Source organism: Pseudonocardia sp. Ae717_Ps2 (assembly GCF_001932475.1).
Classification (GTDB): Bacteria; Actinomycetota; Actinomycetes; order Mycobacteriales; family Pseudonocardiaceae; genus Pseudonocardia.
Genome location: NZ_MCIS01000001.1, coordinates 1,458,607 through 1,475,782 on the forward strand (window position 1 = coordinate 1,458,607; position 17,176 = coordinate 1,475,782).

23 protein-coding genes are annotated in these 17,176 nt (G+C 73.0%); 14 read left to right on the forward strand and 9 right to left on the reverse strand.

The features are described 5' to 3' along the window. Window positions 1–54: 54 nt before the first annotated feature. On the reverse strand, window positions 55–708 hold the full coding sequence (locus tag Ae717Ps2_RS07020; RefSeq protein ID WP_075311329.1) for a hypothetical protein: 654 nt from the start codon (window positions 706–708) through the stop codon (window positions 55–57). Between the two features lie 62 nt (window positions 709–770). On the opposite strand from Ae717Ps2_RS07020, the gene Ae717Ps2_RS07025 reads away from it, so the two are divergent. Then, the gene (locus Ae717Ps2_RS07025) at window positions 771–1,385 is read left to right on the forward strand and encodes an alpha-ketoglutarate-dependent dioxygenase AlkB (protein ID WP_075311331.1); all 615 of its coding nucleotides are present in this window, start codon (window positions 771–773) and stop codon (window positions 1,383–1,385) included. Between the two features lie 9 nt (window positions 1,386–1,394). After that, on the forward strand, window positions 1,395–1,988 hold the full coding sequence (gene nadD, locus Ae717Ps2_RS07030) for a nicotinate-nucleotide adenylyltransferase (RefSeq protein ID WP_075311333.1): 594 nt from the start codon (window positions 1,395–1,397) through the stop codon (window positions 1,986–1,988). Window positions 1,989–2,319: 331 nt separating this feature from the next. Here the strand turns inward: nadD and Ae717Ps2_RS07035 are convergent, their stop codons facing one another. The 4 genes from Ae717Ps2_RS07035 to Ae717Ps2_RS07050 all read right to left on the reverse strand — a co-directional run bounded on the left by Ae717Ps2_RS07035 (window position 2,320) and on the right by Ae717Ps2_RS07050 (window position 5,116). Further along, window positions 2,320–2,874, reverse strand: a complete 555-nt coding sequence (locus tag Ae717Ps2_RS07035) for a sugar O-acetyltransferase (protein ID WP_075311335.1) — start codon at window positions 2,872–2,874, stop codon at window positions 2,320–2,322. 195 nt (window positions 2,875–3,069) lie between these two features. Next, a complete protein-coding gene (locus Ae717Ps2_RS07040; protein ID WP_075333151.1) occupies window positions 3,070–3,804 on the reverse strand; it encodes an SDR family NAD(P)-dependent oxidoreductase in 735 nt (244 codons plus the stop codon). A gap of 96 nt (window positions 3,805–3,900) precedes the next feature. Continuing rightward, complete coding sequence (locus Ae717Ps2_RS07045; RefSeq protein WP_075333152.1) at window positions 3,901–4,491, reverse strand: TetR/AcrR family transcriptional regulator; 591 nt, start codon at window positions 4,489–4,491, stop codon at window positions 3,901–3,903. A gap of 193 nt (window positions 4,492–4,684) precedes the next feature. Further along, window positions 4,685–5,116: a nitroreductase/quinone reductase family protein gene (locus Ae717Ps2_RS07050; protein WP_043281432.1), complete on the reverse strand. Its 432-nt coding sequence runs from the start codon at window positions 5,114–5,116 to the stop codon at window positions 4,685–4,687. Window positions 5,117–5,141: 25 nt separating this feature from the next. On the opposite strand from Ae717Ps2_RS07050, the gene Ae717Ps2_RS07055 reads away from it, so the two are divergent. Further along, window positions 5,142–5,525 carry a hypothetical protein gene (locus Ae717Ps2_RS07055; RefSeq protein WP_083702287.1) on the forward strand — a complete coding sequence of 128 codons (384 nt, stop codon included), beginning with the start codon at window positions 5,142–5,144 and terminating at the stop codon, window positions 5,523–5,525. Window positions 5,526–5,556: 31 nt separating this feature from the next. Here Ae717Ps2_RS07055 and Ae717Ps2_RS07060 read toward each other — a convergent pair whose 3' ends face one another. Beyond that, window positions 5,557–5,835, reverse strand: a complete 279-nt coding sequence (locus Ae717Ps2_RS07060; protein WP_020627088.1) for a helix-turn-helix domain-containing protein — start codon at window positions 5,833–5,835, stop codon at window positions 5,557–5,559. A 63-nt stretch (window positions 5,836–5,898) separates the two neighbouring features. Between Ae717Ps2_RS07060 and map the strand changes: the two genes are divergently transcribed. From map to Ae717Ps2_RS07090, 6 genes are all read left to right on the forward strand, one after another. Further along, the gene (gene map, locus Ae717Ps2_RS07065; protein WP_020627089.1) at window positions 5,899–6,675 is read left to right on the forward strand and encodes a type I methionyl aminopeptidase; all 777 of its coding nucleotides are present in this window, start codon (window positions 5,899–5,901) and stop codon (window positions 6,673–6,675) included. Window positions 6,676–6,909: 234 nt separating this feature from the next. After that, on the forward strand, window positions 6,910–7,068 hold the full coding sequence (locus tag Ae717Ps2_RS37240) for a hypothetical protein (protein WP_158071467.1): 159 nt from the start codon (window positions 6,910–6,912) through the stop codon (window positions 7,066–7,068). A gap of 101 nt (window positions 7,069–7,169) precedes the next feature. Next, window positions 7,170–8,252 (forward strand): alpha/beta fold hydrolase, encoded by a 1,083-nt coding sequence (locus Ae717Ps2_RS07075; protein ID WP_233147475.1) that lies wholly within the window; start codon window positions 7,170–7,172, stop codon window positions 8,250–8,252. Between the two features lie 125 nt (window positions 8,253–8,377). Then, the gene (locus Ae717Ps2_RS07080) at window positions 8,378–9,589 is read left to right on the forward strand and encodes a cytochrome P450 (protein ID WP_075334193.1); all 1,212 of its coding nucleotides are present in this window, start codon (window positions 8,378–8,380) and stop codon (window positions 9,587–9,589) included. Then, a complete protein-coding gene (locus Ae717Ps2_RS07085; protein WP_369804827.1) occupies window positions 9,586–9,801 on the forward strand; it encodes a ferredoxin in 216 nt (71 codons plus the stop codon). The genes Ae717Ps2_RS07080 and Ae717Ps2_RS07085 overlap by 4 nt, the downstream gene beginning before the upstream one ends. A gap of 81 nt (window positions 9,802–9,882) precedes the next feature. After that, window positions 9,883–10,431: a dihydrofolate reductase family protein gene (locus Ae717Ps2_RS07090; protein WP_075311341.1), complete on the forward strand. Its 549-nt coding sequence runs from the start codon at window positions 9,883–9,885 to the stop codon at window positions 10,429–10,431. A gap of 81 nt (window positions 10,432–10,512) precedes the next feature. Here the strand turns inward: Ae717Ps2_RS07090 and Ae717Ps2_RS07095 are convergent, their stop codons facing one another. Next, a complete protein-coding gene (locus Ae717Ps2_RS07095) occupies window positions 10,513–11,142 on the reverse strand; it encodes a DedA family protein (protein ID WP_075313040.1) in 630 nt (209 codons plus the stop codon). 63 nt (window positions 11,143–11,205) lie between these two features. On the opposite strand from Ae717Ps2_RS07095, the gene Ae717Ps2_RS07100 reads away from it, so the two are divergent. Further along, a complete protein-coding gene (locus Ae717Ps2_RS07100) occupies window positions 11,206–11,943 on the forward strand; it encodes a class I SAM-dependent methyltransferase (RefSeq protein ID WP_075333153.1) in 738 nt (245 codons plus the stop codon). On the opposite strand, the gene Ae717Ps2_RS07105 is transcribed toward Ae717Ps2_RS07100, so the two are convergent. Together Ae717Ps2_RS07105 and Ae717Ps2_RS07110 are read right to left on the reverse strand one after the other, a co-directional pair. Beyond that, complete coding sequence (locus Ae717Ps2_RS07105; protein ID WP_020627097.1) at window positions 11,922–12,662, reverse strand: IclR family transcriptional regulator; 741 nt, start codon at window positions 12,660–12,662, stop codon at window positions 11,922–11,924. The two genes, Ae717Ps2_RS07100 and Ae717Ps2_RS07105, sit on opposite strands and share 22 nt — an antisense overlap. Continuing rightward, window positions 12,659–14,164, reverse strand: a complete 1,506-nt coding sequence (locus tag Ae717Ps2_RS07110; RefSeq protein WP_020627098.1) for an APC family permease — start codon at window positions 14,162–14,164, stop codon at window positions 12,659–12,661. Before Ae717Ps2_RS07110 ends, Ae717Ps2_RS07105 begins: the two co-directional genes overlap by 4 nt. A 166-nt stretch (window positions 14,165–14,330) precedes the next feature. Between Ae717Ps2_RS07110 and Ae717Ps2_RS07115 the strand changes: the two genes are divergently transcribed. Genes Ae717Ps2_RS07115 through Ae717Ps2_RS07125 form a run of 4 tightly spaced genes read left to right on the forward strand, consistent with a single transcriptional unit; the run spans window position 14,331 to window position 17,129 of the window. Beyond that, window positions 14,331–15,896: an FAD-dependent oxidoreductase gene (locus tag Ae717Ps2_RS07115; protein ID WP_198932145.1), complete on the forward strand. Its 1,566-nt coding sequence runs from the start codon at window positions 14,331–14,333 to the stop codon at window positions 15,894–15,896. A 29-nt stretch (window positions 15,897–15,925) separates the two neighbouring features. Continuing rightward, on the forward strand, window positions 15,926–16,582 hold the full coding sequence (locus tag Ae717Ps2_RS07120) for a Rid family hydrolase (RefSeq protein WP_075311344.1): 657 nt from the start codon (window positions 15,926–15,928) through the stop codon (window positions 16,580–16,582). Between the two features lie 38 nt (window positions 16,583–16,620). Continuing rightward, the gene (locus Ae717Ps2_RS38880) at window positions 16,621–16,824 is read left to right on the forward strand and encodes a hypothetical protein (RefSeq protein ID WP_233147476.1); all 204 of its coding nucleotides are present in this window, start codon (window positions 16,621–16,623) and stop codon (window positions 16,822–16,824) included. Further along, window positions 16,821–17,129 carry an N-acetyltransferase gene (locus Ae717Ps2_RS07125; protein ID WP_233147740.1) on the forward strand — a complete coding sequence of 103 codons (309 nt, stop codon included), beginning with the start codon at window positions 16,821–16,823 and terminating at the stop codon, window positions 17,127–17,129. Before Ae717Ps2_RS38880 ends, Ae717Ps2_RS07125 begins: the two co-directional genes overlap by 4 nt. Window positions 17,130–17,176 lie beyond the last annotated feature (47 nt).

Consider the following 17,176-nt stretch of genomic DNA (forward strand, 5'->3'; position numbering starts at 1 on the left):
GTCCGGACCCTCGAGGGGTGTCCGGACCGGCCCGTCCGTCGTTTGCGGGGGCGGTCAGATCACGGGCGCCGGGTCCTGCGTCGGCTGGTCCCTGAGGATCGTGTCGCCCTTGACGAACCACGCGACACCGAACGCCAGGATCGCGACGGCCTCCAGCCAGAACAGGGTGTGGAACCGCTCGGCGACGGCGTCGGGCACCAGCGCCGTGTCCAGTGCGGCCAGCACGAGGCAGGCCACGATCGTCGCGCCGCAGACCCGGTAGACGACGTTGCGTGCGGCCTTGCCCGGGGTTCCGGACTCCCCGCGGGTGAACAGGGCCAGGCAGAACCAGGCCAGGCCCGCGAAGAACACCGTCGCCGCGGCCAGGTGCAGGTACCCGACGACGGTCGCCGCCGTCGTCGTCGCGCCGTCGGGCCGGGTGGGCAGCAGGGCTACGGCGATGGCCGCCGTCCCGGTGACGTTGGCGAGCCGGTTGTCCGGCCGGTCGTAGCGGTAGCAGTAGAGGAAGATGCCGACCGCGCACAGCGAGCCGACGAACACGTCGCGCATCGGCGAGTAGTAGTAGCGGCTGATCGAGTCCCGCAGTCCGTCGCCGCCGAGGGCCAGGTCACCCCCCACCAGCACGAACGGGAGCAGGATCCCGATCACGCCGACGGCGCGCCGCAGACCCAGGTAGGACAGCACGGCACCGTCGGCACGCGAGGACATGACGACGATCGTCGCAGAGCCGCCACTCGAACTTTCGTTCGATCCAGCGTAGCGTTCCGGAGGTGGACGTCGGCGGGCAGGCTTCGCTCTTCACCGCCGGGGGTGCGGCCCCGGCGTACCGGCACGAGCTCGCCGACGGGGCGTGGGTCGACGTCGCGGTCGGCTGGGTCCCCGACCCGGACGAGCTGTTCGCGCTGCTGCGCGCGACCGTGCCGTTCCGCGGTCACCGCCGCCGCATGTACGACCGCGTGGTCGACGAACCGCGCCTCACTCACCGCTGGGTGCTGCCCGACGACACGGTGCCCCGCCGGCTGCGCGACATGGGCCGCACGCTGGGGCAGCGCTACGGCCACGCCTTCACCCAGATCGGCGTGAACCTCTACCGCGACGGTGCCGACGGCGTGGCCTGGCACGGCGACCGGGTCGCCCGTGAGCGGCCCGACGCCGTCGTCGCACTGGTCGCCCTCGGTGCGACGCGGCCGCTGCGGCTGCGCCCGACCGGCGGCGGCGCCTCGGTGTCGTTCCCGCTCGCCTCGGGGGACCTGTTGGTCATGGGCGGGACGTGCCAGCGGACCTGGCAGCACAGCGTGCCGAAGGTGGCGCGCAGCGGGCCGCGCATCAGCGTCCAGTTCCGGCACCTGTATCCGGGGATGCCGGCGGGCGGGGGGCCGACATAGTCTGCGTCGATGCAGCGCAAGATCGGCGTGATGGGCGGGACGTTCGACCCCGTCCACCACGGCCACCTCGTCGCCGCCAGTGAGGTGGCGGACCGCTTCGCCCTCGACGAGGTGATCTTCGTACCGACCGGGAGGCCGTGGCAGAAGAGCGCCCGCGACGTCTCGCCCGCCGAGGACCGCTACCTGATGACGGTCATCGCGACGGCGTCGAACCCGCGGTTCTCGGTCAGCCGCGTCGACGTCGACCGCGACGGCCCCACCTACACCGCGGACACCCTCGCCGACCTGCACGACGCCATGCCCGACGCGCAGCTGTTCTTCATCACCGGCGCCGACGCGCTCCAGCAGATCCTGTCCTGGCACAAGGTCGACGAGCTGTTCCGCTACGCGCACTTCGTCGGCGTGACCCGGCCCGGGTACGAGCTGGCCGACGGGCACCTGCCCGAGGGGTCGGTGACGACGGTGGAGGTGCCGGCGATGGCGATCTCGTCGAGCGAGTGCCGGGACCGGGTGGCCTCGGGGCGGCCGGTCTGGTACCTCGTTCCGGACGGGGTGGTGCAGTACATCTCCAAGCGCAGCCTCTACCTGGATCCAGGCCGCTGAACTGGGGTTTCCTCGGCCGGATCCCGCCCGGGACAGATCCGGTACAAGATCGCTCAACGCTGGAGGCGGTCGACCGTGCGGTCCAGCCACGCTATGGCTGCTGCGGTCTGCGAGAGCGCGTAGTCGACCTCGGCGAGGTGCGTCCACGGTTGACCCGAGTCGAGTGCTCGGGCGTGCTCGCGTGTGACGTCGGTGAGCCGTGTCGTGAGTCGCTCGCGTCGCCGGCGGAGGAGGAGGCAGGCCTCCTGTGTGTCGAACAGGCCGACCGGTGCCCGTTCAGTGCCTGCGGTCAGGCAGCCTGCTCCGGCTCCCGGGGCACCGTGTCGTTCGCTCAGATCTGGCGGACGGGTCGGGCCGGATTGCCTGCGACGAGCACGCGATCAGGGACGGCGCGGGTGACGACGCTCCCCGCCCCGACCACGGCGTCTGCCCCGATGGTCACGCCCGGGCAGACGATGACCCCGGCTCCGAGCCAGGTGTTGCTCCCGATGTCGATCGGAAGTGGACGTTCCCAGCCCTGGCGACGGCGGTCGTGGTCCTCCACGGGGTGTTGCGCCGTCAGGAGTTGGGTGCGCGGCCCGATGCGGACGTCGTCGCCGATCGTGATCGTGGCGTCGTCCATGAAGAGGGCGTCGTGGTTGACGAAGACGCGGTTGCCGAGGGTGATGTGGGTGCCGTAGCTGCACTGGAACCGGGGAAGTACGACGACGCCGTCGCCGAGTCGTCCTGCGATCCGGCGGAGGAGTGTCTCGCGTTCGTCGTCGTCATCGGCGCCGGTCGCGTTGAACCGGTCGAGGAGGCGCCAGCAGCGACGTCGGTCGTCGACGAGGTCGGGTTCGTCGAGGTACCAGTCGTTGCGGAGCATGCGTTCCTTGTGCTCTCCCACTCGTCCAATCCTGTGTCCTGACGGTCCTCGGGTACAGATCCGGTACACACCAGCCTCGCCGATGATGTCCGACGGCGACCGGCCTCCGCCGGCGACTCCGCAGATCGGTGGCCGGCCGGTCGGCGTTCCCCTGATGGTCTTGGAGCCGTCGGAGGTGCTGCGTTCTCCCGGGGGCTCGAGTCCGGGTGGTGCTCCTCAGACCTGGGCGGAGCCGCCGTCGACGGCGAGTTCGGACCCGTTGACGTAGCTGGACGCGTCCGAGGCGAGGAAGACCGCCGCGGCCGCGATCTCCTCGGGCTCGGCCAGCCGGCCGAGCGGGACCGACGGCCCCGCGGCGGCGAGCGCGTCGGCCGGCAGCAGGTCGACCAGTCCTTGGGTGTGCGTGGCGCCGGGGGAGAGCATGTTGATCCGGTACCGGCGTGTCCCGGCGTCGTGGGCGAACCCGCGGACCAGGTTCCGGAGCGCGGCCTTGGTCGCGCCGTAGACGGGCAGGAGCGGCTCGGGACGCGACGCCGCCGTCGATCCGGTGAGGATGATCGACGCCCCCGGCGCGAGAAGGGGCAGGGCCTTCTGCACGGTGAACAGCGACCCCTTGACGTTGGTGGTGAACATTGCGTCGAACTGCTCTTCGGTGATCTCCCCGAGCGGCGCCACGATCCCGATCCCGGCGTTGGCGACCAGGACGTCGATCCGGCCCGCCTGTTCGGCGACGGTCGCGTAGAGCGCATCGAGGTCGTCGAGCCGGCCGACGTCGCAGCGGACGCCGGTGACGCCGTGTCCGAGCTCGGCCTCGACCTCGTCGAGCTGTTCCCGACGGCGGCCGGCGACGAACACCCGTGCTCCCTCGGCGTGGTAGGCCCGGGCGATCGCGCGCCCGATGCCCGCGTTCGCACCGGTCACGACGGCGACCTTGTCCTGCAGAACCGTCACGTCAGCTCTCCGCTCCCGTTGTTGACTGATCGGTCCATAACACCTGATATGGACCGATCAGTCAACAACGGGGGGTGGTCGACTCTCCGGAGCCGATCAGGGCGGGGGCAGCAGTCCCTGGAGCAGGGTCCCGGCCATGGTCGACAGGATGGCCGGGTCCTGGCCGACCCGGCCGAGGACCAGGAGGCCGAGTTGCCCGGCGAGCACCGCGTGGGCGGTCTCCTCGGGGTCGACGTGGGGGGTGACGTCGCCCTCGCGCTGCGCTCGTCGTACGGCTTCGGCCAGCAGGGTCGTCGTCGCGGCGTAGCTGCGCCGGGCCTCGGCGGCCACCTCGGCCACGTCGGTGGACAGCTCCATCGCGGTGTTGGCGAGCAGGCAGCCCCGCCGTGCCTCCGCTCCGTCGGGATCGCGCAGTGGGCCGGTCACGAAGTCACGAACGACGTCGACGGCGCGGTCGCTCTGCTCCAGACGGGTGCGCAGCATCGCGTCGTTGGCGTCGTCGTACTCGCGCAGCACGCGCAGGAACAGGCTCCGCTTGTCCCCGAACGCCCCGTACAGGCTTCCCTTGCCGAGGCCGCTGGCGGTCAGGAGGTCGTCGAGCGAGGTACCTGCGTACCCCTTGTCCCAGAACGCCGCCTGCACGGATGACAGGACCCGCTTCTCGTCGAACTGGCGGGGACGCGGCATGACGCGATGCTACCGATTCTGGACCGATCGGTTCACCATCGGAACGGTGTACCGGCCGGTGGGCCGGGGGTCGTCGTCGGTCACAGCGTACGGACGAGGTGGGTCGGGGTCCCGGGGCTGCACGGAAACTGGGGCGTCGCATGCCTCTCGTTGCGGAGCATGGGCTCCCGGTATCCCCGTGCAGCGTCCGAACTCAGACCCGCTGCAGCTCCAGCACCGGGATGATCCGCTCCGTCGAGCGCTGGTACTCGCCGAACTGCGGCTCCAGCGCGACCTGGCGGGCGTAGACCTCGTCCCGCTCGGGACCGGTGACCTCCCGCACCCGCACGGGTAGGGTCTCCGTGCCGAGCTCGACGCGGGTGTCGGGGTTCGCCAGGAGGTTGTGGTACCAGTCCGGGTTGGTGTCGGCGCCGCCCTTGCTGGCGAAGATGAAGATCCGCTCGCCGTCGAGGAGCGGGACCAGGGGCGCGATCCGCTCGGTGCCGGACCGGGCTCCCGTGTGGTGGACCAGCACGAGCGGCTTGCCCTCGAACATGCCGCCCGCTCGTCCTCCGGTCGCCCGGAACTCCTCGATCACGGCGCGGTTCATCGCCGCGAGGTCGAACGGGGCCGACGCGTCACTCATCTCGTGCTCCTCCAGGAGGTGTCCGGTGCCGTCCGGCACCGCTGGGGTCAACCTCGCCCCGTCGTCGGCCATTCCGGCGGGCCTCGCCCCGGTCGACGGGCCCGGCCGCGCCGGGTACCCAGGACCTGTGGAGTCCTTCGAGTTCGTCCGCCTGTCCGACGGGCTCGTGTACCGGTTCCACCGCGAGGCGGCCGACACGAACGGGCGGCCGGTCTACCGGCGGGCGGACGGGGTCGTGTGGTGCCGGTGGCTCGACGGTGCAGGCTGGTGCGTCGTCGACGGCGAGGACCGGAGGAACGGGTGGCCGGTCGGCGGTTCGCCGGACGGCACCACGACCCCGCCGGCGACGCGCTGGTACAGCGAGAAGGCGGGGCGGGGACACCTCTACGAGCTGCGTCCCGGTCAGTAGCCGGGTAGCGGTGCCGGAGGTGCGGGCACCGCTACCCGGCGGCCTCCATCGCCACGTCCGCCACGTCGCTGCCGCGCCAGGTGTCGGCCAGCTCCTGCATCGGCATCCCGAGCGCCTCGGCGAGGCAGGCGATCGTCCCGAACCCCGGGCTCGGCAGGCGTCCGGTCTCGATCTTGCGCAGGGTCTCGGGGGAGACCCCGGCGGCCCGGGCGAGCTCGACGGGGTCGCGGTCGCCCCGGGCCCGGCGCAGCAGCGCACCCAGACGGCGACCGGCGTCGATCTGCTCGGGCGTGAGGGGGTGGCGGACCATGGGACGAGACTAAGGTCGGTATTACTGTACCGGCAAGCGTTGGCGCTCCGGTATAGTAATACCGTGATCGAACTGAAGACGCCGGCCGAGATCGACCGGATGCACACGACCGGCCGGTTCGTCGCCGAGGTGCTCACCGAGGTCGGCCGGATCGCCGACGTCGGCGTGAACCTCCTCGACATCGAGCTGCACGTGCGCGGCATGCTCGCCGAGCGCGGCGCCGAGTCCTGCTACTGGGACTACGCCCCGTCCTTCGGGCGCGGCCCGTTCCGCAACGTCATCTGCCTCTCGGTCAACGACGCCGTGCTGCACGGGCTCCCGCACGACTACGTCCTGCGCGACGGCGACGTCCTCAGTGCCGACATCGCCGTCAGCATCGACGGCTGGGTCGCCGACTCCGCCCGGACGATCATCGTCGGCACCACGGCCGACGAGGGCGACCGACGTGTCATCCGTGCCACCGAGGACGCCCTGGAGGCCGCGATCGACGCGGCCCGGCCGGGCAACCGGCTCGGCGACATCTCCGCCGCCATCGGTGGGGTCGCCCGCGACTACGGCTACCCCGTCAACACCGAGTTCGGTGGGCACGACCTCGGCCGCACCATGCACGGCGACATCCACATCCCGAACACCGGGCGGGCCGGTCGCGGCCTCACGCTGCGACCGGGGCTGACGCTCGCGCTCGAACCCTGGTTCGCACGGACCACCGACCGGATCGTGTTCGACCCCGACGGCTGGACCATCCGCTCCGCCGACGGCTCGCGCACCGCGCACTCCGAGCACACCGTCGCGATCACCGAGGACGGCCCCCGGGTGCTGACCCGGCGCGGGCAGGACTGACCGACCGGGCAGTCCCGGGCGTCTCACCGGTGTTCACCGACCTCTCCGGCCGGCCGCTGCTGATGACCGTACGTGACGGACCGTCGGGCTCAGGTCGACGCACCGTGATACCGGTGGAAGTACGCGCGGCACCGTCCGCGACATCGATCTTGTTGCGGCACACGAGAGTTGGGAGCTCAGTGCCCACGACCCGACTTCGCGCGTTACCACCATGTGAACTCCGATGACCTGACCATGCCGATCCTCGACCGCGCCCAGCTCGCCGAGCTGCGCCGCAGCACCGGTCCGGCGCCCGCCGAGCCGCCACCGAACGCCGGGGCCTGGCTGCTGATGATGATGCTGGGGCTCGGCATCGTCGTGACGATGCTGGTGCTCGTCGTCGCCTGGAGCTGATCCCCGCCCGGACGGGATCTTGTGCCGCGCGTCACAAAGGTGAAGAGTCGCTCCGGTCCGCGTCTTCGACGGAGCAGGAGCGTGACAGAGCAGTGACGACCGTGACGACAGCGCAGCCGGCCGCGATCGAGAATCCCTTCTACACCCACGAGTTCCATGGCGACTACGAGCTGATCAGCGTCGGCGAGTTCGCGCTGGAGGAGGGCGGGGTGATCCCCGACCTGCAGCTCGCGGTCGCCACCTTCGGCACGCTGAACGCGGCGAAGGACAACGCGATCCTGGTGACGACCTGGTACTCGGGGACGCACCAGATCTTCCGCGACGTCTACATCGGCCCGGACCACGCGTTGAACCCGGAGCGGTACTTCATCGTCGTGGTCAACCAGATCGGCAACGGTCTGTCGACCAGCCCGCACAACGCCTCGGGCGCGAACGCCGGCATCGCGATGTCGAACTTCCCGCACGTCCGGATCGGCGACGACGTCCGCGCCCAGGAGCAGCTGCTGCGCGAGCACTACGGGGTCGACCGGCTCGCGCTCGTCGTCGGCGGATCGATGGGTGCGCAGCAGACCTACGAGTGGATGGTGCGGTTCCCGGACAAGGTGCGCCGTGCCGCGCCGATCGCCGGGACCGCGCAGAACACCCCGCACGACTTCCTCTACACGAAGGCCCTGGTCGAGGCGATCACCTCCGACCCGGGCTGGAACGGCGGGAACTACGCGAGCAACGCCGACGTCGAGGCCGGGCTGCGGCGCCACGCCGGCATCTGGGCGGTCATGGGCTTCTCCACCGAGTTCTGGAAGCAGGAGGTCTGGCGCGCCCTGGAGTTCGACTCCAAGGAGGCCTTCATGGCGCGCTTCCTGGAGCCGTACTTCACCGCGATGGACCCCAACGACCTGCTCTGCATGGCGTGGAAGTGGCAGCGCGGCGACGTCGCCCGCCACACCGGCGGGAACCTCGCCGAGGCACTCGGTCGCAACGAGGCCGTCACCCGGGTCATCCCGATCAACGAGGACATGTTCTTCCCGGTCCGCGACCACGAGGCCGAGCTGGAGCTGACCCCGCACGCGACGATCCGCGTCGTCGACGACCTGCTCGGGCACCTCGCCCTGTTCGGTGTCGCGCCCACCTACATGCCGCAGATCGACCAGTACCTGCAGGAGCTGCTCGACAGCCCGGCGTGACCGCGGGCCCGGGCCGTCCTCGACCCGCCCGTTCGGGGACGGTCCGGTGCACTCCGGGCACATTCGTGGCAGATACTGCCAGTAAATCGTAGGCTGGGGTCACCACCACGACCCCAGGAGTGTCGATGACCCTCGCCGCCGAGCGTCCCCGCTTGCCGTTCACCCGACCGAACCTGCTCGACCTCGCGCCCTTCTACGAGGTCCTGCGCCGTGAGGTGCCGATCGCGCCGGTGACCACCCCGGCCGGCGACCCGGCGTGGCTGGTGACCCGGTTCGCCGAGGTCCGCGAGCTGCTGGGCGACAAGCGGTTCGGCCGGTCGCACCCGGAACCGGAGAAGGCGTCGAGGATCAGCACCGCGGCCGTCCAGGACGGGCCGACCGGTACCTACGAGACCGAGGAGCAGGAGCACGGCCGGATGCGCCGGCTGCTCACCCCGGCGTTCTCCGCCAAGCGCATGCGCCGGCTGTCCGGGCACGTGCAGGAGCTCGTCGACGGCTACGTCGACGCGATGGTCGCCGACCACGACGCGTCCGCCGACGGCGTGGTCGACCTGCACGCCCACCTCGCCTTCCCGCTGCCGGTCGCGGTGATCTGCTCGCTGCTCGGGGTCCCCGAGTCCGACGGCGAGTACTTCCGCGGGCTGTCCGACCGGATGGCGACCTACTCCGGCGACGACGCCCATGCCGCCCGCGAGGAGTTCGGCCGCTACATGGCCGGGCTCGCCGAGGGCAAGCGCGCCGAGCCCGGCGAGGACGTCATCAGCGACCTCGTCGCGGCCCAGGCCGCCGACCCGACCTTCGGCTACGACCAGATGATCCGGCTCTGCGTCGGGCTGCTGTTCGCCGGGCACGAGACCACCGTGAACCGGATCGGGCTGGGCATGCTGTTCCTCATGGGCAACCGGCACGAGTGGGACAAGCTCGCCGCCGACCCCGAGGGCCGGGTCGACGCCGTCATCGAGGAGGTCATGCGCCTCGGGGCGCCCGGTGACCTGGGGCTGCTGCGCTACGCCCATGAAGACGTGGAGGTCGCCGGGGTCACCATCGCGCGCGGCGACGCGGTGATCCTCTCGGTCAACGCCGCCAACCGCGACGTCGACGTCTTCGACCACGCCGAGACCTTCGACCCCGACCGCGCCGAGCGCGGGCACGTCGGCTTCGGGCACGGGCCGCACTTCTGCATCGGCGCGAGCCTGGCCCGCACCGAGCTGCGCGCGGTGTTCGCCACGCTCGCCCGCCGGCTGCCGGACCTGGAGCTCGCCGTCGGCATGGACGAGCTCGACGTGCGCACCGACCACATCACCGGCGGGGTCCGGAGCCTGCCGGTCCGCTGGTGAGGGAGGTACCCGCGATGAAGGTCGAGGTCGACCAGCACGCCTGTGTCGGGTCGGGGCAGTGCCTGCTCACCGCCCCGGACGTGTTCGACCAGCGCGACTCCGACGCCGTCGTCGAGCTGCTCACCGACACCCCGCCGGACGGTCAGGAGCAGGCCGTGCGCAACGCCGCGCACGGCTGCCCGGCGGCGGCGATCACCGTCGTCGAGGGCTGAGCCGGCGGCGACCGACGAGTTCGGGACGCCTCCGCGGTCGACCCTGGTGTCTACGCACCGACGACCGTGGAGGCATCTCCCGTGCGCACCCTCGCGATCACCCAGAACATCACCCTCGACGGCGCCGTGGAGTTCCTCGGCGACTGGTTCGACCCCACCGCCGACGGCCAGGACGAGGTTCTCGCCGAGCTGCACCGCCAGGACGCCGCCTCCGACGCGACGCTGCTCGGGCGCCGCACGTTCTGCGACTTCCGCGGCTTCTGGCCCGCCCGGACCGACGACACCACCGGCATCACCGACTACCTGAACCAGGTCGACAAGTACGTGGTGTCGTCGAGGCTGACCGACCCGGAGTGGGAGAACTCGACCGTCCTGTCCGGGGACCCGGTCACCGAGGTCGCGGCACTGAAGGATCGGCCGGGCGCCGACATCGTCTGCACCGGCAGCATCACGCTGTGCCACACGCTGATCGCGGCCGGGCTCGTCGACGAGATCCGGCTGTTCCACCATCCCGTCGTCCAGGGTGCGGGCCGGCGGCTGTTCCCGGACGGATGGTCCACCGAGCACCTGCCGCTGCTCGACTCGCGGACCTTCGGCGCGGTCACCTACACCGCTCACGCGCTGCGCTGAGCGATCCGTCCCGTCAGCAGGTCGCGGCCCGGACCGGTCGGCTCGCCGACGGCGTCCGCCCGCCCGGCCCGACGGCGGGGCTCACGGCGCCGTCTCCTCCTGCGCGGCGGCCCGCTCGACCCGGTGCCGCACGTACCGCGAGACCAGCAGCCCGCCGACCACGGCGACGATCAGCCCGATCCAGGAGAACCGCTTCAGCCACGTCTCGGCGACGATCCCGAGCAGGTAGATCAGGGCGACCGTGCCGCCCGCCCACAGCACCGCGCCGGTCGCGTTCGCGGCGAGGAACTTCGGGTAGTGCATCTTCATCGTCCCGGCCAGCGGGCCCGCGAGGATGCGCAGGATCGCCACGAAGCGGCCGAACAGCACCGCCCAGACCCCGTGCCGGTCGAAGATCCGCCGGGCCACGGTCATGTGCGCCGGACCCAGGTGCCTGGGGAACCGGCGGCCGAGCCGGTCGAGCAGACCGGTGCCGTAGCGACGGCCCACCGAGTAGCCGATCGAGTCGCCGACGATCGCCCCCGCCGTCGCCGACGCCGCGACGGCCACCGGGTCGATGGGCGAGCCGGGGCGGGCGGCCAGCAGGGCCGCGCCGACGAGCACGATCTCACCGGGCAGCGGCACCCCGATGCTCTCGACACCGACCACACCCGCGCACAGGAAGTAGATCGCGAGCGGGGGGATCGCCAGGAGGAACGTGTCGACGTGCACCACCCCATCATGCACACGTATCGGTGGTGCGGTGGCGGCCCGGTGCGGGCATCATGCGCGGACGTGAGCACACCGCTGGAGCAGGTCTTCTGGGCCGCCCACGACGACCTGCCCCGCGAAGCGCCGGGATCGGAGGAGACGACGGCACTGCTGCTGCGCCTGGCCGGGGACCTGCCGGAGCGTCCGCGGATCGTCGACATCGGCTGCGGGACCGGTCCGGCGACGCTGCCGCTGGCGGCGGCGACCGGCGGCGAGGTCGTGGCCGTCGACCTGCACGAACCCTTCCTCCAGCGGCTGCGCAGCCGCGCGGCGACGTCCGGGCTGGGGGGACGGGTGCGCCCCCTCGTCGCCGCGATGGACGACCTGCCGCTGCCCGACGGCGAGACCGACCTCGTCTGGTCCGAGGGTGCCGCCTACGTCATGGGGTTCGACGCGGCGCTCGCCGGCTGGCGGCGGCTGCTCGCCCCGGGCGGGGTGGTGGTCCTCACCGAGGCCGAGTGGACGACCACCGAGCCGTCGCCCGGCGCTCGGGAGTTCTGGGACGCGGGCTACCCGGGGATGCGGACGACCGCGGAGAACGTCGCCGCCGCGCAGCGCGCCGGGTACACGGTCCAGGCGGTCTACCTGCTCCCCGACTCCGACTGGGACGCCTACTACCGCCCGCTGGCCCGCCGGATCGCCACCCTGCGCGAGGACGGCGTCGACCCGGCGGCGCTGGACGAGGTGGGCGGCGAGATCGCCGTCCGGGAGCGGTTCGGCACCGAGTACGGCTACACCGGCTACGTCCTGCGGCCGCGCTGACCCGGTGCCCGCGCGCCCGTGAGACCGCCGATCCGGTCGGCCCCCGCGCGCAGCAGCGCTGTCAGGTCCGGGTCGGTGACCGGCAGCCGCCCGGTCGGGCCGAGCGCGGCGAGACAGGCGACGACCCCGCCCGCCGCGTCGCGCACCGCGACCGCGACCGACGAGCGGCCGGACCGCAGTTCGTCGACCTCGGTGGCCACCCCCGTGCGCGCCACCGTCCGCAGCTCCGCGGCCAGCGCGGCCCCGGCGGTCACGGTGTGCCGGGTCAGCGCCCGCGGCCGGTCGGGGACGAGCTCCGGCTGCGCGGCCAGCATGATCTTCCCCATGGCCGAGGCGTGCGGGTGGGCGAGCAGCGTCCGCTCCCCGGGCAGCTCGTGGTCCGGGTCGCGGTCGACCAGCCGAAGCGTGCCCGCGGGCCAGTCGGCGACGAACAACCCGAACCGGACCCGGCCGCGGATCCCGGCGACGACCTCGGCCAGCTGCGGCGGTCCCTCGGCCGCGCCGGCCAGCTCCCGGGTGCGGCGCCCCAGCGCGAACCCGGACAGGTCGCTGATCCGGACCAGGTAGCCGTCGGCGACGAGCACGTTGAGCAGCCGGTACGCCGTCGCGGACGGGATGCCCGTCGTGCGCGACAGCTCGCGCGCCGTCGCGCCCGGCCCGATCCTCGCCACCGCCTCCAGCAGCTCCAGGGCCCGGCTCGCGGCGCCCGGCTCGCTCACGGCGGGTCCCCGGCTCGCGGGCTCCGCCGGACCAGCCGCGGCGTCCCCGAGGCGTCCGGGACGAAGTCGCCGGCCCCGGGCAGGACGTCGTCGCTGCCGGGCTGGTCGAACACCCCGATCCTCGCCAGCCGGTCCGGGTGACGTCGCAGGAACCGCCACCACACCGGTCCCACCGCGCAGCAGACCGCGAGGGCCACCGCGGCGCCGGTCCCCTCGGGGGTGTCGAGCAGACCGGGCAGCCGCAGCACCAGCAGGGCGCCGCCGAGCACCGCGACCGTGCACCCCAGCACGAGCACCGGGCGGGTGTGCTCCCGGATGCGCAGCAGGAACGCGACGGCCGCGACCGCGACCAGCACGTACATGAGGGTGACGAGCGCCCGCACCAGGTGGCGCACCGCGTCCGTCCCGGCCGGGGCCAGGTCGGCGAGCAGCCCGCCGAGCAGGACCACGGCCACGATCCCGACGACGGCACGGTGCGGTGTGCGCCACCGCCGGTGCACCGTCGCGAGGGCACGCGGCAGCAGCCGCTCCACCCCGAGGGAGAACGCGACCCGTGACGCCGCGTGCGCCGAGGCCGCGGCCGAGGCCAGGTAGGAGCAGGCCAGACCGGCGTGCAACGCCACCACCAGCGCGGTCGGCGCGCCCGACGCCCCGGGGTCGGACAGGATCGCGACCAGGGTCGTGGCGCGGCCGGTCCAGCTCGCCCAGGCCGCGAACGACAGCAGCGCCCCGCACAGCAGCGGGGTCCAGAGGACCACCCGGGTCACCGTGACCAGCGGACGTCGCGTCTCCGGGCCGAAGAAGGTCGCCGACTCGAAGCCGGCGAGCATGAACATCGCCATCAGCGCGACGGCGAGCAGGTCCGGCACCGGCCCGGCCGGGACCGGGGCGGCGAGGTGCGGAGCGGGGACCAGCAGCACCGCGACGACGAGCAACAGCGAGCCGATCTCCACCCCGAGCAGGGTGAGGGCGGCGACCCGCGGCCCCCGCACGAGCACCGTCGCGATCCCCACCGCGACCACCAGGTGCAGCAGCACCTGCGCGCCGGCCCCGCTCACGTCGACCCCGGCCGCCCCGGCGAGCGCGGTCAGGGCCCGGCCGCCGGCGTAGAGCGTGATCGCGGCGCTGCCCAGGTACTTCGCCCCGATCACGACGGCCGTCACGAGCGCGGCCCGGGCACCGAGCCCCTGGTAGACGAAGCTGTAGACACCGCCCGCGGCGGCCTGGCGTCGGGTGAACTGCCCGAGGCAGAGCGCCACCATCGTCACCGCGACCGTGGCGCCGACGATGACGAGCAGCCCGGACAGCGGGTCGGCGAGCCGGCCCACGACCAGGGGCAGCATCGCCATCGACGCGGCGGGCGCGGTCGTCGCCACCGACTGCGCGACCAGCTCGGTCGCGCCCATCCGGCGCCGCCCGAGCGGTGCCATCGGCGACTCTGCCCGCAGCTGGGTGTGGCCGGGGGAGAAGGACCGCGCGATGGCCCTGTCGAGGTCGGACACGGACGGCGACGCTAGGACCGCGCTGTTGCCCGGGTGTTGCGCCCGCGCGTCGGACGTCGAACCCGCGATGGGAACCCGCCGCCGGTCTTCCCGGTCCGGTTGCCGTGAACGCAGCGCCGGCGACCCGCGACCGTCGCCGCCGGTTCCGAGTATCACCGCTGTGACCGTGACCCGCAGAACGTTCATCAGGGCGCTGGGGCTGGCCGGTGGGGCCGGCGCCGCGTACGAGGCCATGGCGACCATCGGGCTCGCCCCGCGCGCCGGCGACGACCCGGCCTGGACGCCACCGTCGCGCGACGCCGCCGCGGCCGGCCGCCGCGTCCTCGTCCTCGGCGCGGGGCCCGCCGGGCTCGCCGCGGCCCACGAGCTCGGCAAGGTCGGCTACGACGTGTCCGTCGTCGAGGCCCGCACCCGGCCCGGTGGGCGGGTCTGGTCGGTGCGTGCGGGCACCGAGGAGGCCGACCTGAACGGCGAGACGCAACGCTGCACGTTCGCGCCAGGACACTTCTTCAACCTGGGCGCGACCCGGATCCCGCAGAGCCACGTCACGCTGGACTACTGCCGCGAGCTCGGGGTGGAGATCCAGCCGTTCGGCAACCAGAACGCCAACACCGTCGTCAACTACACCGACGCGGGGGCGCTGGCCGGAACCTCGGTCACCTACCGCGCGGCGAAGGCCGACACCTTCGGCTACGTCTCCGAGCTGCTCCACAAGGCCACCGCGCGCGGCGCGCTCGACGACGTCCTGAGCGCCGCGGACAAGGAGGCGCTCTCGGAGTTCCTCGTCTCGCTGGGCGACCTGTCCTCCGACGGCCGCTACCTCGGCTCCCCGCGGCGCGGCTACGCCCGTGAGCCCGGCGCGGGGACCGACGCGGGCACCCCCACGGTTCCGTACCCGATTTCCTCGGTGATCCGCAGCGGACTCGGCCGGAACTTCGCCTTCGACTACGAGTACGACCAGGCCACGATGATGTTCACCCCGGTCGGCGGGATGGACCGGATCCATTACGCGCTCGCCGAACGGATCGGCGCGGACCGGATCCGCTACGGCACGGCCGTCACCGGGCTGCACAACACGCCGGACGGGGTGACCGTCGACGTCGTCCCGGCCGCGGGCGGCCCGGTCGAACGGCTGGTGGCCGACGAGGTCGTCTGCACCCTGCCGCCGCACCTGGTGACCCGGCTCGACACCAACCTGCCCGCCGCCGTGCTGGCCGCGCAGCGCGCGGCGAAGCCCAGCTCCTCGGGCAAGCTCGGCATCGAGTACACCCGCCGCTGGTGGGAGACCGACGAGCGGATCTACGGCGGCGCCAGCAACACCGACCGCGACATCGCCCAGATCATGTTCCCCTACGACCACTTCCACGCCGACCGGGGCGTCGTCGTCGGCTACTACAGCTCCGGCAAGCGGCAGCGGGCCTTCGAGTCCCTGACCCACCGCCAGCGGCTCGCGAAGGCCCTGGACGAGGGCGCCGCGATCCACGGCGAGAAGTACCGCTCCGACATCGCGTCGTCGTTCTCCGGCTCGTGGGCGGTGACCCGCTGGTCGGAGTCGGCCTGGGCGAGCTGGGAGGCCACGAGCCCGGAGTACCGGCTGCTCACCCAGCCCGCCGGCCGCATCTGGTTCGCCGGTGACCACCTCTCGCACGCCATCGCCTGGCAGCACGGCGCGTTCACCTCCGCCCGCTCGACGGTCTCGGCGCTGCACGCCCGGGTCGCCGGCGGCGCCTGACCCCACCCCCGTTCCCCCGAGGAGTCACGATGCGACGTCCCGTTCCCGCCCTGATCGCCCTGTCCGTCACCGCCGCGCTGGCCACCGGCTGCGCCGGCGCCGCGCCCGACGCCGCCGAGCCCGGCCCGCCCGCCCTGCCCGTGCTGGAGGCAGGCGAGGCCAACCCGATGATCGCCGAGGGGGTGAGCCTGGTGAGCGGGGCGTCGCTGTACAAGTCCAGCGGCCTCGGCCCGGCCGCGGCGAACCCCGCGGCCGCGGACGGCACCCCGCAGGCCTACGTCGACGCCGGCCAGTTCCCCGGCGGCACCCTCCCCGCCGGGGTCACGATCACCGAGGCCCAGGGCATGAACGTGCTGGCCAGGATCAAGGAGAACCTCGAGGCCCGGGGCCTGCGCCTCGACGACGTCACCTCGATGCGGGTGTTCCTCGACAACGCGCCCGGCACGACCCGCGCCGACTACGCCGGCTGGAACCGCGCCTACCGCCAGTACTTCGCCAACACCGACCTGACCACCGGGGAGACGGTGCTGGTCCCGACCGGGACGGCCGCGCCCGCCGCGCCGCTGGTGCGCAACCCCGCCCGGCCCAGCCGGTTCGCGCTGGAGGTGGCGAGCCTGCCGGTCCCGGGCTGGCTGGTGGAGGTCGAGGTCGACGCCGTCTACCCGGCCGGGGTGACCCCGCGCTGACCCGGCCGGGCCCGGACGCGGCGGTACGGTCGCCGGTCGTGACCCCCGTCGTGCCACCTGCCCCGCGCCCCCGCACCGACGACGACCTGCCCGCCTGCGTCACCGTGCTGCGCGCCGTGCACGACACCGACCGGTACCCGTCGACCTGGCCGGCCGACCCGGTGGCGTTCCTGTCCCCGCCGGGGCTGGTCACCGCGTTGGTCGTCACGGCGGGCGGGTCGCGGGGCACGCCGCCCTGCTGACCGACGACCACGAACCCCGAGCGCTGCGGCTGACCCGGGTGTTCGTCGACCCGGCCGTCCGCCGGGCCGGCCACGCCCGTGCCCTGCTGGACGGGATCACCGCCGAACTCGCGGCCCGCGGCCGCGACGGGGTGCTCGACGTCGTCGAGTCCGTCCCGGCCGAACGCCTCTACCGGTCCGTGGGCTGGCTCCGCACCGGTACGGCACCCGCCGGGTGGCGGTTCCCGGACGGCCGCGAACCGGTGGCCGCGCTCTACCGGTTGCCGGTCACGCAGCGCCGAAAGGGTGACGACGCAGCGCGATAATCGGCCGTCGGTGACGCCGAGCTGCGCCGATCGGGCTACGGTGCCCC